The sequence below is a fragment of the Nocardia sp. NPDC006982 genome (assembly GCF_042869435.1).
In the GTDB taxonomy this organism is placed as follows: domain Bacteria; phylum Actinomycetota; class Actinomycetes; order Mycobacteriales; family Mycobacteriaceae; genus Nocardia.
Genome location: NZ_JBIAFV010000001.1, coordinates 363,366 through 376,140 on the forward strand (window position 1 = coordinate 363,366; position 12,775 = coordinate 376,140).

11 protein-coding genes (1 of these 11 running past the window's edge) are annotated in these 12,775 nt (G+C 67.1%); 2 read left to right on the forward strand and 9 right to left on the reverse strand.

From position 1 onward, the window contains the following. From ACFYOW_RS01760 to ACFYOW_RS01785, 6 genes are all read right to left on the reverse strand, one after another. Positions 1-2,380, reverse strand: the beginning of a protein-coding gene (locus ACFYOW_RS01760) for a PfkB family carbohydrate kinase (protein ID WP_387283538.1). It extends 26,435 nt beyond the left edge of the window; only the first 2,380 of its 28,815 coding nucleotides appear in the window; it begins with the start codon at positions 2,378-2,380; its stop codon lies off the left edge, out of view. Positions 2,381-2,429: 49 nt separating this feature from the next. After that, a complete protein-coding gene (locus ACFYOW_RS01765) occupies positions 2,430-3,878 on the reverse strand; it encodes a hypothetical protein (protein WP_387283540.1) in 1,449 nt (482 codons plus the stop codon). A 43-nt stretch (positions 3,879-3,921) separates the two neighbouring features. Further along, positions 3,922-5,616 carry a hypothetical protein gene (locus ACFYOW_RS01770; protein ID WP_387283542.1) on the reverse strand — a complete coding sequence of 565 codons (1,695 nt, stop codon included), beginning with the start codon at positions 5,614-5,616 and terminating at the stop codon, positions 3,922-3,924. 381 nt (positions 5,617-5,997) lie between these two features. Further along, the gene (locus ACFYOW_RS01775; protein ID WP_387283544.1) at positions 5,998-7,176 is read right to left on the reverse strand and encodes a hypothetical protein; all 1,179 of its coding nucleotides are present in this window, start codon (positions 7,174-7,176) and stop codon (positions 5,998-6,000) included. Next, entirely contained in the window at positions 7,173-8,042 is an 870-nt protein-coding gene (locus tag ACFYOW_RS01780) for an EamA family transporter (RefSeq protein WP_387283546.1), read from the reverse strand. Before ACFYOW_RS01780 ends, ACFYOW_RS01775 begins: the two co-directional genes overlap by 4 nt. 77 nt (positions 8,043-8,119) lie before the next feature. Next, positions 8,120-8,755, reverse strand: a complete 636-nt coding sequence (locus ACFYOW_RS01785) for a prephenate dehydrogenase/arogenate dehydrogenase family protein (protein ID WP_387285968.1) — start codon at positions 8,753-8,755, stop codon at positions 8,120-8,122. A gap of 790 nt (positions 8,756-9,545) precedes the next feature. Here ACFYOW_RS01785 and ACFYOW_RS01790 point away from each other — a divergent pair. Together ACFYOW_RS01790 and ACFYOW_RS01795 are read left to right on the forward strand one after the other, a co-directional pair. Continuing rightward, positions 9,546-10,136 carry a TetR/AcrR family transcriptional regulator gene (locus tag ACFYOW_RS01790; protein ID WP_387283548.1) on the forward strand — a complete coding sequence of 197 codons (591 nt, stop codon included), beginning with the start codon at positions 9,546-9,548 and terminating at the stop codon, positions 10,134-10,136. Beyond that, the gene (locus ACFYOW_RS01795; RefSeq protein ID WP_387283550.1) at positions 10,133-10,972 is read left to right on the forward strand and encodes an alpha/beta hydrolase; all 840 of its coding nucleotides are present in this window, start codon (positions 10,133-10,135) and stop codon (positions 10,970-10,972) included. Before ACFYOW_RS01790 ends, ACFYOW_RS01795 begins: the two co-directional genes overlap by 4 nt. 85 nt (positions 10,973-11,057) lie before the next feature. On the opposite strand, the gene ACFYOW_RS01800 is transcribed toward ACFYOW_RS01795, so the two are convergent. The 3 genes from ACFYOW_RS01800 to ACFYOW_RS01810 form a co-directional block, all read right to left on the reverse strand. Then, the gene (locus ACFYOW_RS01800; RefSeq protein ID WP_387285970.1) at positions 11,058-11,288 is read right to left on the reverse strand and encodes a DUF418 domain-containing protein; all 231 of its coding nucleotides are present in this window, start codon (positions 11,286-11,288) and stop codon (positions 11,058-11,060) included. 91 nt (positions 11,289-11,379) lie between these two features. Then, positions 11,380-11,682 carry a hypothetical protein gene (locus ACFYOW_RS01805; RefSeq protein WP_387283552.1) on the reverse strand — a complete coding sequence of 101 codons (303 nt, stop codon included), beginning with the start codon at positions 11,680-11,682 and terminating at the stop codon, positions 11,380-11,382. Positions 11,683-11,782: 100 nt separating this feature from the next. After that, positions 11,783-12,562 carry a hypothetical protein gene (locus tag ACFYOW_RS01810; protein WP_387283554.1) on the reverse strand — a complete coding sequence of 260 codons (780 nt, stop codon included), beginning with the start codon at positions 12,560-12,562 and terminating at the stop codon, positions 11,783-11,785. Positions 12,563-12,775: the final 213 nt, after the last annotated feature.

Here is a 12,775-nt window from a genome sequence, read left to right on the forward strand (position 1 = left end):
ACCGATCGGAGGTCGCGTGCACATCCGTCCACTGCTCCAAAACCGCCGCATCCGCACCAATCCACTCCCGCAACCTCCCCCGCAGATCCCCAGCCATCACCTCGGACGGATGCAACGACTCACCCGGCATCAGGTAACGGCCGCTCTGCTTATCGGCGACAACGCCCCGACGCACCTCGTTGCCGATCAACCCACCCGCATGCGCCCGCGCCTGCTCTGCCCATTCCGGCAATCGCTCCGCTGTCCCGACCCAATGCTCGACGGCCGCACGCAACCGCGATGGTGTCATCGAATAGAACTCGGTATCCGACAACCCGAGCCATTTTGTCAATCCCGACCCAGCCCGCGCCGACTCCCGCTGCAGCACTTTGAAATCCGCCGCCCGTGCCTTCGCCGCGGCCGCTTTCCCCTCCGCAGCACCATAATCACGAATCGCCGCCTCCAACACGGCTTCTCGATCAACACCAGATACCGCGTCGTCGGCAGCGGCACGGCCACGACCGGGCTCCGCCGGTCCGGAAGGTTCGCCGACCACCACTGCTTCGCGTCCGGCATCGGCTGACGTAGCAGTGGACTGGTGCGCGTTCCCGACCACATCCGCCACCGGCTCGGATTCAACCGGCTTATACCGCGGATGATCAGGGTTCCAAGTCCCATCCGCCGAACGGCCATCCGCCACATCGACCTGCGCGTCGGCCGCCTTGTACTGCTCCAAGTGGTCCAGCATTCGAATAACCGGTGCCGCCCCTGCCGCCTCAGCGACGCGCCGCACCGCCGACCCGGTCCCGCCAGCGACATCTGTCGGTTCTCCCGCAAGCCCGGCGTCTCCCAGCCACCGCTGCACCGAGACCGCACCGCGGTTGTCCGCAGCGATTTCCCTGGCCCGGTCCACCAGTCGCGGCCCAACATCGTCCAGCGCTCTGCCGCGGACCACCGGATCCATCCGGTCTCCCACCGCGGCCAGCACCGCGTCGGACCCGCCGATGGCCTGTTCCACCACCCGCCGCCCCCACCACCGCACCTCTTGCGGCGTCACGCCCAGCGCTGCCGCCAGGTCGGCGCGCGCCGCATCGCGCGCCGCCACCCGCCGAGCCAGCTCGGCCGCGTCGACGCTGTGCGCGGTCGGGCGGTTCACGGGTCCCTCGTTGTGCCGCATACCATCTGGGAGCGCACCCGCTTCGGGAGGTTGCCCACCGCGCGGGGATTCGGTCGCGGGCGCATCACTGGAAGCCGCCCGGGTTTCCGCCAACTCCTGGTTCCGCAGCTCGTTCAAGTGCCGATACAGCGCCGCATCCGGATCACTCGCGACCACAGAGTCAGCTGCCGCGTGCTCCCCGACGATCTCGCCGACCGGAGTGTCGGCACCCGCGGTGTTTCCGGTGTCCGCCGGACCCCGTTCCGCTGGCGGAACACCCGGCCGCTCGGGCCGAACCACCCCATCGCCACCGGGCACCAGCCCCTCGACCCCGGCCGGAACCGGTGATGCCAAGTTCTTATGTATCCGGGCCTGCGCATGCGCCGCCGCCATACCAACGGCACCCCCGCTGGCCAGCGCCGACAACGACAGTTCGAACTGACCGGTCACCGCGGCGGCCGCGGCGGCACCGCCGACCACACCCGAGATGCCCGCGGTCGCGGCGACCACCGCGCGCCCGAGCATGACCGGGGTGGCGTGCGGAACGACCGCCTGGGCCAGATGGCCGCCGAGCGCTCCACCGAGCCCGGCACCGGCACCGGCGACCGCGGCCGTCAGGACCGACTTCCCATCGATGCTGTCGCGATCCCCACTCAGGATCCCCAGCATTTGGCCGACCTGGACGCCGAAATCGACACCGGCGGTCAGCGCCGCGAACCCGCCCGCGTGCACGACCAGCAAACCGACTCGCTCGGCCGCCGCGGCGGCACCGGCGCCCGCGCGCTCGGCGACGAACGCCGCGAACCGAGCCAGATGTTCGGCTCTCGCCTCCGAGAGCACCTGCAACGCCCGGATCGGATGCCAGCCGCCCGCCACGAGGAGCTGATACACCGTCATCGCCCCGAAGGCGTACATGGTGTACACCTCTTTGTCGGTATCGGCGGCGCTGCGGTCGGTGTGGCTCGCCATCGTCTTGCAGAACTGACCCGAGCGAGCGACCGCCGTGTTCAGCGGCTTCGCGGCGGCGACGATCTGATCACCGAGGCTGTCGCGCACCGCTTCCGGCAAGGCCGCGATCTCCGCGTCGAGCCGCTGTCCGATCTGCGCGAGTTCCTCACTCGCCCGTTGCCACGCGGCACTGACCCGTCTACCGGCATCGGTATCCATCCGAGGGACCTCGGCACCGAAGACAACAGCCTGAATCGGCGCGGGCAACTCGGACAACAGCCGCAACGCGGTCGTCACGACCCATTCCCTTCGCGTCTCGGTACGGCAGCCATCTTGTTGGTCGGGATCAGACGAGTGCCCCCTGGCGTCGCCGGTAGCGCTGTTCGAAACCGGTTACATACGTGGAGGGCGCGATCGACGAGGTGGAATGTTCCACCACACCGTCATCGGCGACATAGAAGATCGCCCGTCCGATCGCGATCTCACCGGGCGGCACCGGAACGTACACCATCCAACCGACTTCGACGCGCTCCGCGGTCAGCTCCGCGAGCGGATAGCCAGTCGTATCCAGCCCCTGATCGAGGATGTAGGTCCGGACCCGATCGGCGGCGTCCGCGCCCGATATCGCCTGCTGTACTTCTCGGGCCGCGACACCCGCGATCGAAAACTGGTACTGGGCGGCGTCGATGTCGAAACGCTCAGGATCGCCGAAAATGTCGGTCACCGCCTTCCGGGTGACGACACCCGCCTGCGCGGCCGACACCAGCACCTCAACCATGCCACGCACCCCCGCATCCGGCTGATCGGGCAGCAGACCGGTCACGATGTCGACGACGGTGCCCGCGGTCCACACCCCGGGAACAGCCGACGCACACTGCTCGACCGATGCGGACTCGCCCCGCCACCACTGCCCCTGCTCCCACCAGTAGCAGAACGACAGCAGCCCGGCCGCCGCCCGCGGATTCAGCACCGAGTCCGCCACCCAATCCGGCGCTCCGGCATAGAAATTCGGCATCGGCTCAGCCCCGTTGTACACCGCATCCAACTCCGGCGGATTCCATATCCCCCCGGACAGCACCGCACGCCCGCCGGGCAACACATAGAGGGTGGAACCGGCCCGCCGAGAACTCTCGAACCAGCCCACCGACGGCAGTATTCGCGGTCCCAACTGCGATCCCACCGCCACGAATGCCGCCGATAACACGGCCCACCTCGCCCACAGCACCGGCAGATCGGGCAATTGATCCGTCAGTGGCACCGGCCGCACCCCAGCCGCGTGGTCGGCGCGCACAGCGGCCACCGCCGACCGGGGGCTACGCGTCTGCCGGTCACCGTGGCCGAGATACGCCGCCAGCCACACCGGCAGCCGATCCCGCGGATATTCCGCCAGATCGGCGATATAGGCCTGCGGGGCGAACAGCTGATCGTCCGGAAATGGCTCATCGCCGTAGTCGTACCCGACCTCGGTTGCGCCTCCGTCGGACGACCACATCAGCAGACGCCACCAGGGACCCCACTCGAGCCGCGCGGACAGCTCGCGAAGCCGACGCACCGACGCGAGCACAGACGCGGATGGATCCAATCGGGTCGACCGGTCCTCCTCGGTGAAGACGACCGCTACCGACTCCTCGGCAACGGTCAGCGCGAAGACCGCCGACATGGATTGCCACCCGGACGGACCGGCCGCGATGATATCCGCCGCGATCTGTTGGGCCGACCGCGTCATCTCGTCATGGAGCGAATCGCTGGCCTGCCCGCTCTCGATATCGGGATCGCCCGTGTCCGAATTCGTCATACAACAGCCCCTCAGAGCTCCAGATTGTTTCTGTCCCAACCGATCACGGCTCGCGCATACCGCCCCGGGCTGCGGCGGTGTCGGTGAGCAGGCCGCATAGTGTCTTCGCCGGTTCGGTGGCTTTGTCCCCGTTGAGCATCACGTCGGTGAAAGCATCGGCCAGCGCTTCGCCCGCGTCGAACCGCCCCTTGTCGAAACTCGCACCGCTCAACTGATCACGCCAGCGCTTGTAACCGGCCACCACGCGAGCAAGACCGGCATCGCGGTAGCCCCTGTCGCCGCGCAAATACTCCTCGATCAAGATTCGCTGCGCTCGGCGCCGTGACTGCCCGCCGCCGGCGAGGTCGAAGGCGCGACCGAATTCCCGAACCGTCGCCGCGTACACGGGTCGCGTATCCGCCTGCGCGACAGCGGCACCCGGCCGACGCCGGTCGCGCAGGATCTCGTCGAGCCGCCTGGGATCAGCGGCCGACGCACCATCGAGAGTGACCGACCACGAGTCCGCATCGCCAGCCTCCGTTCGACCAACGCAGACGACCCCGCCCTCGGCGACAGCCGCGATCGCGATGGCGCGGACATCGATTACTCGATGCCTGGTGAGCACGTCATCGGTTGCCGCGAGAAACTCCGCCACCACGGTCGCGTCGAGATCGGTGGCCTCGAAACCGGACACCTCGACGCCGTGTCGCTCGGCCAGCGCGCGAGCTAGTCGCGCGATCGCATTCCCCGGTCGAGCCGCCGGACCGGCAACCACGGCGGGCCGCTCGCCCGGACTGTGCGGTCGAACAGTCGCGGATTTCTTGTCCGGCGTCGGCTTCCCGTCGCGCGCGCGGGCGGGCCCCGCGACCGGAGACGATCGACCAGGCGGGTTGCCACTGCCCTGCCAGGGCGTGGCCGACGGCTTCCGATCCCCGGGTGCGCTCACCGCGGGCGGTCCCGTACCGGTCGAGCCCGACGGGACGGCGGCGCGCGGCAACGGCTCGCGCGCGGGCGGTACCGTCGTCGGCGCGTCTGGGCGAACAATTCGACCGGCATCCGGAACGCCGCGCGCGGAAGCATTGGCAGGCTCCGGCCACCGCTGTCCCCCGCCTCCTTCGTCACGGCCGACACCGGCTGCGGAGTCAGGAGAATCCGGCTGCGGACCAGCGCCAACGGACGGATCGGTACCCGACGGCCGCACACCCTCTTGACCACCAGCGGCCTCGTGCGCATTCGGTTCCGTGTGCGCACGAACACCTCGCGCCGACGGCGCGGAACCTGAATCCGCAGCGATCGGCCGTGGTGCTGCGGCGGCCGATTCCCGAGGTGCTCCGGCGGCCGATTCCCGAGGCGTTCCGGCGGGTGACTCTCGAGGTGCTGCGGCGGCCGATTTCTGATCGGCATCGGGCACCATCTGATCTTCGGACACCCGCGGAACCGGTTCGGCGGCCGCAGCGGTGACGGAGTCGCCCGTAGCCTGGTCGGCCGCCTCCAGCGAGCCCGCGACGCCGGTCACCTGCCCGCCGAAACCGCGCAACGCCCGCGCTATATCGCGGAGGGCCGCAATCGCCTGCCGCGCATCCGGCTGGTAGGTCTTCTCGAACGCCGCCCCTGCTTCGTCGTCACCCCACCACTGCCCCTCCTCGGACAGGACAGCGTCCAACCGTTGCATCACTTGCTGGACCTCATCGCCGATCTCTTCGAACGCGGTCCCCCTGGCGCGCAGCACTTGCAGATCGGCCCACAGCGATCGACTCACCCCACGCTCCCAAGCTCGGACAGATCGAATAAGCATGACCGGATAGGTAGGTGCACAACATCGGTAGGCGAAAACCTCGTTAGATGCGAGCTGGTGTGCATAGCCGGGTCACTGGTGGCCGTCCGCGCGAATCCGATGGTCACCGCGGTGTCACCTTGCGCTGTGCGCGTTTCGGTCGACGGGCGGCCGCGTCGGTGACCTCGACCCGCCGGTCGTCGGGAACGAAGGTGATGATGTCGGCTCGCGACCGCGAGCATGGCCACACCTGTTCGGCGGTCGATAGTTCATGCCAGGCGGATGGGCGGTCGCGCCGTACAGCGGGAAGCCGCCCGGCTCGGTCAGTAGAGCACTTCATCTGCGAGCACACATCGGTCGACTACGTCACCGATCCGACCGAGACGATGTTCGCGCGGTCACCAGCGATGAGCTCGACTGGAGTCGATCAGCGGCGAGCGGCGCACCGTCGGCCCGGCAGATGGTGTCGTACATATGCAGAATCGAACCGACGGTGCTCGGCGATGTGCGATCGCGCGCGAGATGGTCGAGGATATCTCCTGCGCGGAGGTACATGTGATCGTACGGATCCAGGTAGCGGTCGTCGGCCCATCGTCTCGCGACAGTGGCGTATCGCCGCAGCAGCACGATGTCCACGCTGGGTCGACCGCCAGTGACGGGACGCCCGTTCGGCAGTTTCAGCCATTGCATCTCGGCCAGCAGGAGCTCCGGCAGCAGCACCTCGGTCATGATCTCGTCCGAGCCGACCCGGCCGCGGCGACTGTATTCGTCGATCACCGTCAACGAATGGGCGATCGCCGACAATTCCTCGTAGGTGGCGCTGGACATCCACGGCTGTATGCCCAGCCGTGTTGTGCGGCTTCGAAGTTCGGCGTAATTCGGCAGGCCGGCGGCGCGCCCGGAAAGCATGCGTCGCCACCGCGGCGTGTAGACCGTTCGAGCGATGTCGATCAGAATCGACCACCACAGATCGAAATTCTGTCGAACATGCCCCTCCGGCTCAACCGGGCCGTGACCGACCGGAAGCGGCATCTCGATGATCTTGCGGCGCAATCCGGGTGATGTCAGCGTGTCGAAGTCCGCCCGAATCCCGTTGTCCCGCAGGAAGGTCAGTGACCACCAGATAACGTGCGGTTGCAGCCACTGTCGCCCCTGCGAGGTCGCGTAGGAGTTACGCAACAACCGGATGAGGCGGTGCGGGTTACTCAGCTCGTCGCCGATGAGGGTGACCGCCCGGCCCGGCTGTATAGACGACTCGCCAGGAAAATCGGCCGGCACGCCGTCGTCGGCGGTCATGTTCGAGTGCGCTGCTCGCGCGCGGAAACCTTGTTGTCCCAGCGAGATTGCCGATACCAGGGCCCATGTGCCTTCGAGTAGGAGAAAGCCCCAATTCCGGTCGGTATAGGCGATGACGGCGAGGATGCCGCTGCCGACCGCGTTGCACGCGAGGTAGGAGATTTTCGTGTCATCGACCAGACCCGCCTGAGCGGCGACAAAGGCCGCGAGCAACAGAAGCGCGCCCAGAACCTGCGGAATCTGGCTCATCGGCGGGCCCACTGTGCCATGAACGTCCATGCCATTCGGGGCCACGCATGTTCACCGGCATCGTGCTCGAAGCCGCCGAATTGTGCGGCGAGCACCAGAGATATCCCGGCGAGCTGCACAATCGTCAGGCTTTGGCCCGCGAAGGTCCAGCCGAGTATCACCGCGACGACCGGACCGAGCAGCATGAGCCGAGAACCGGCGGTCGCCTCGACACCGCGCAGCAGGCCGCCGAAGAACAGCGCGAAAGCCGCCGCGGTCGCCGCCAGCGCCAGCCATCCGGTCGCCACGAGTTGGTACCAGCTCAGGCTGGGTGGTTCCCCCTCGAGCAGAGTGGCCAGCGGCAGCAGCACCAGCCCGCCCGCCAGCATCTGCCACGCGATCGCGCTCAGCGGCGGTGTCGACGGCGGTACGCCCCAGCGCCGGGTGAGCACCATCCCAACGCCCGACAGCAGTGCCAACGCGGCCGCCGCACCGACACCGATCAGGTCCAGTCGAGCTGTGCCGCGCAGCACGACGAGCCCGACTCCGAACAGGCCCAGCAGTGGCGCCCAGAACTGACGCGGCGTCAACCGTTGGCCGGTCATCATCACCACCAGCGGAACGACAATGCACTGCGCCGCGGAAATCGTCGAGACGACCGCACCGGGTATTCGGTGCGCGGCGACCGCTTGCAGACCGAAAAAGCCGCCGAAATTCAGCATGCCCAGCAGCGTGGCGCGCGCCCACCAAATTCCCTCGGGGCGTGCGGGCCGCAGTGCGATCAATACGAGCCCAGCAGGCAATATGCGGAGCACCGCGTTCCACAGCGGCGCGTCGGGCAGGGATTGGATGGCCAGAAATGCGGTTCCGAAAAGACAGGGGCCCATTGCACAGGAAAGTAACGCGTAAGTGTTGACCGGCGCTACCTGCCGAAATGTGGTCGTCGCGCGATTTTCCAGGCCGGTCACCGCGCACCGCCCTGCTCGGTCAAAAGAGCCCGCCCAGCATTTCCGCGTTCCAGCAATTCGGTCAGCTCGCCGGATTCCACGCACAGCGCGGCCGCGGCCGTTGTCAAATCGCTGGCAACCTCCGCCAGCACCTTGGCGATTTCGGTCGCGTTCGCCCGCAAGATGTCGGTCCACAGCCCCGCGTCGCCCGCGGCGATTCGCGTGGCATCTCGAAGACCCGCGCCACACAAACGCAATGTCGGATCATCGGCGTCGGCCAGAGTCGCGGCCAGCGCGGCCGCGACCAGATGCGGCGCGTGGGAGGTGCGCGCCACGATCCGGTCGTGCTCGTCGTGCGCCATCATCACCGGACGCGCGCCGGTCGAACCGACGAACTCGACCACGGCTTCGATTGCGTCCGAACATGTTTCGGCCAGCGGGGTAAGCGCCCAGATCCGGCCGTCGAACAGCTGCGCCGAAGCGGCGTGCGGCCCGGATCGTTCGCTACCCGCCATCGGATGCCCGCCGACATAGGAGGTGAGATCGCAGCCGATCGCCTTCGCCTCGGCCAGCGGAGCGGCCTTCGCGCTGCCGACATCGGTATAGAAACGGCCCAGCCCGCGGGCCTGGCATTCGGCGAGAACCGTGGCGATTCCCTCCGGGGGACAGCGATCACCACCAGATCGACGGCGGGCTCGGGCAACCCCGCCACACCTGCCCCGAGCGCGGCCGCCGCCGCGGCAACCACGGGATCTCGATCATGCAAATAAGTGAATACGCCATGCCTACGTAAGGCGAGGCCCACCGATGTCCCGATCATCCCGGCGCCGATAACCGCAACCGTGCGAGCCGACCGTTCCCGGAGCGCATTCACGAAGGTCTGCCTATTCTGCTCGGAGCCCACAGAGCACAGCAGACCGGTGCGATGACATTCATTACCCGACCTCATCCGAATTATTCCATGCGGGTACAAATGAATGTCACCGCAGGAGAGTCATCTCGATTCGGCAAAGATACTCGCGTCATCACGAGCGTTCAATCGGTAATTAAAATAGGTAGATCAGATCAGAATTACCTATAGACGAAACATACCGATAATATCTGTGCGGCGGTCCGCCGGTGCGGCACGACCGACACCGCCACGCACCGGCATCACCACCCCGCAACCGCGCCACCCAGCGCGAACGAGTGCGATCCGTCGAAGTCGGTGTCATTTGCCTTCGCCCTGGCCGCCGCCATGGCCGGAGCAGCCGGCACAGGCCGACGATCCCGCGCCCGGTGCGCCCGACCAGATCATCTCGATCAATGTCAACCTGCTGGGCTGTCCCCTCCGGACCACATCGGCATCGGCCTTCCACCTGCTACCGGCACCCCAGACACCCTTGCAAAACCTAGTACAATTAGGATATGAACTAGGTACCCTAGCCCAGGAGAGGAGATGCAATGTCGCCACGCGCCGGGTTGACCGCCGAGCGGATCACGCTGGCGGCGGCGGAGCTCGCCGATGAGGTCGGTTTCGACAACATCACCGTCGCCGCGCTGGCCAGGAAGTTCGGTGTCAAGGACGCGAGCCTGTACTCGCACATCAAGAACCTCGAACAACTGCGCAACCGGGTGGCCATGCTGGCAAGCGACGAGAAGACCGACCGCATCGCCGCGGCAGTGGCCGGGCGCGCCGGACGGGATGCGCTCGCGGCATTTGCCGACGAATGGCGCCGCTATGCCCTGGAGCATCCCGGCCGCTATGCCGCCACCCAGATGCCGATGGACCCCGCCGTTGCCGCAGATTGGAGCGGCGGTTGGCGGGCCATCGATCTGACCTACGGGATGCTGCGTGCCTATGGCCTCGACGAACCCGATATCACCGATGCGGTTCGCCTGTTGCGCAGCACTTTTCACGGTTATGCCAACCTGGAGGCGAGCGGCGGTTTCGGCCACGCCCGCTCCACCGCCGCCTCCTGGGACCGCATTGTCGATGCCCTGCACATCACCCTCACCCACTGGCCGACCGACGAGAAAGCGAAATCGCAATGAGATCCGAAACCCTGCAAGTGCCCGGCGCCACCCTGTATTTCGAGGTGCGCGGCACCGGCCCGGTGCTGCTCCTGCTGCCGGGCAGCGGCGGCGACGCCGGGATCTTCGACCCGATCGCCGATGCCCTCGCCGAGCACTTCACGGTTGTGGCCGCTGACCCGCGCGGGTATTCACGCAGCGTTCTGGACGCTCCCGAACCCGTGGATCAGCGGATGGATGTGCTCAGCGACGATGCGTACCGGCTGCTCGAACACCTCACGCCCGCAGGCGAATTCGCCTACGTCGCCGGTGTCAGCGGCGGCGCGGTCGTTGCGCTCGACCTGCTCGCTCGCCATCCGGAACGGCTGCGCCTGGTCGTTGCCCACGAGCCGCCGTGCTTCGCGGTCCTGCCCGATGCGGACGTGCACCGGGCGATGGTCGAGGAGGTCGTAGAACTCGCCCGGGACCAGGGACCCGCCGTCGCGGGCGGGCGGTTCATGCAGGCGGTCGGCGTCACCTCCAAGCCGCTGCCCAATGCAGCCGAGGTCCCGGCCCGTACCGCCGAAATGCTCGGCCGTCTCATGGGCAACACGTCGCTGATGTTCGCTCATGAACTGCGCGCGGTCACCGATTACCGGCCAGATACGGCCGCACTCACGGCCGTGGTGGACCGCCTCGTCCTGGCCGCGGGTCGGGAAACCCGTGGTCAACTCCCTTATCGGACCGCCGAAACCCTCGCGTCCGAGTTGGAGCGGCCGCTGGTCGAGTTCCCGGGTGGGCATAGTGGTGTACGGGAAACTCCGACCGAATTCGCTCGTGCGCTCTTGGCGGCGCTGACGGCGACTGCTGATCGCTGACCCACGCGGCAGCGGCCCGCAGGTGTTTCAAACGATGCTGAACGTGCACTATTCGTAGCGCTCGGCGGAAAACGAAAGTGCACGCTCAGCCTCGCCGAACCCGCTGCACCGGAACGTATTCCGACCGCCGCCTTCCCGGAACCGACAGATATGTCGCAGCGCGCAGCACCCATTCGATCGGCCCATACGCGTGACCGCGCAACCACCAGTGACTGAGTGCGAGCTGCGCGCCATAGGTCACCAACGCGATCCCGATGACGCCCGCGGGTGGCACTTCATCGGCCAGGGCGAACCCGTAGCCGGTGTAGATCACCATCAACACCACCGATTGCATGATGTAGTTGGAGGCCGCGGCCGGCCGGCCGGGGCGAGCAGCGCCATATACCGTGCGGTGCGGGCTGATCGGGTCAGCATGACGACCCCGCGATGCAGGCGAACGTCATCAGCGGATTGGCCACTTCTTGGATCCCGTCCCAGTACGACGGCGGTTCCAGCCAACCCATCCCGTAGGAGAATGTCACCGCCGATACAAGGCAGTCCGACGGGCCGTCGAAACCGAGTCGCGGATCGTCAGCGGTGCCGCCGAACGACCAGAGCAGCGTGGCAACGGCGACGTTCACGATGAGGATTCCGAGAAGCGCGAATCCCGGCAGTATGTCGACTTCGGCTATCCGCAGTGATGTGGTTGCGGGCAGGACCGATTCGGACATGTTCCGTAGGTAGCGGCCGCGCCGCGAGCGGTCGTCCTCCCATCACCGATTCGCGCCCCGATCGGGTCCGTCTCGAACAGCTACCTCCGGCGTATTGACATCACACCAGGTCGGCGACCTCCAGGTAGAGCTGTCGCTCGATGGCGATGTCGACGAGGAAGCCTTGCCGACCGCCCGCGGTGTCGGTCGCATGGAACGCCGCGACCGCGATCTCGCCGATCCGCAGTCGCTGGCCGGCGAAATCGCGCTGTCCCAGGATGATCGGCTGCGCCTGGTCGAACACCAACTCGGTGACATCGACGGACAGCGGGGCGCCGAGCAGGTCGGTGACGGTGCCGGGGATGAGCCGGGCGGAGACGATTTGATCGAAGCTCGGCCGCCGCACGATCCGGTGCGCCACATACATTTTGCCCTCCCTGCCGAAGCACAGATGGGTCAGCAGTTCCGCAGTGCGCAGGGGATGCGGATCGAGTTGGGTGAAAGACACGATGTTGCGCACGGTGGCCATGACGTCACGTGCGATCACGATGCCGCCGCGCTCCAGATGACCGCGGATAAGGTTGCCCCGGAACGTGGTTCGCGGATGACCCGTGCGCGGATCCAGGTCGGCGAGTGCGAGGTCCGCCGGTTCGAAGGCGTGGCCGCCGCGGAATCCGGCGCGTCGATCGGCGCCGAGCGCCCGACTGCCGCGCTGGTCCAACTCGATATCGAGCAGCACCTGAAAGTCGAACGGCGAGAAGAACATCGGCCGATGCGAGAAATAACAGTCGGTGCCGGTCCCGAAGACCACCATCCCGTGTGTCCCGACCGTCGGCGCCGACCGATATGGACCCGCATATCTGGCCGTATATCTCGCCGTTCTGGTGAACATCCCGCTCATGAGGACGCTCCTTTCTTCTTCCCCTCCCCTAGCCTGGCCCGAGTACATCCCCGTGCCACGAGTGTCCGGCTACTCGAATCCCCGACCCCCGCTACTCGGCCTCCCCGATCCGATATGCCCGCTTTATGCTCCACGATCCTCCGATCGCGCCGCGTCGGCAATCGGTCATGACCTGGACATACCGGTCGCCGGTAGATGCCCTCGCGAAAAGGC

Bases quoted from the DNA above. Each gene is read 5' to 3' on its own strand.
- ACFYOW_RS01780 (WP_387283546.1), bottom strand. From the start codon at position 8,042: ATGGGCCCCTGTCTTTTCGGAACCGCATTTCTGGCCATCCAATCCCTG.
- ACFYOW_RS01775 (WP_387283544.1), bottom strand. From the start codon at position 7,176: ATGAGCCAGATTCCGCAGGTTCTGGGCGCGCTTCTGTTGCTCGCGGCC.
- ACFYOW_RS01790 (WP_387283548.1), top strand. From the start codon at position 9,546: ATGTCGCCACGCGCCGGGTTGACCGCCGAGCGGATCACGCTGGCGGCG.
- ACFYOW_RS01765 (WP_387283540.1), bottom strand. From the start codon at position 3,878: ATGACGAATTCGGACACGGGCGATCCCGATATCGAGAGCGGGCAGGCC.
- ACFYOW_RS01795 (WP_387283550.1), top strand. From the start codon at position 10,133: ATGAGATCCGAAACCCTGCAAGTGCCCGGCGCCACCCTGTATTTCGAG.
- ACFYOW_RS01810 (WP_387283554.1), bottom strand. From the start codon at position 12,562: ATGAGCGGGATGTTCACCAGAACGGCGAGATATACGGCCAGATATGCG.
- ACFYOW_RS01800 (WP_387285970.1), bottom strand. From the start codon at position 11,288: ATGGTGATCTACACCGGCTACGGGTTCGCCCTGGCCGATGAAGTGCCA.
- ACFYOW_RS01805 (WP_387283552.1), bottom strand. From the start codon at position 11,682: ATGTCCGAATCGGTCCTGCCCGCAACCACATCACTGCGGATAGCCGAA.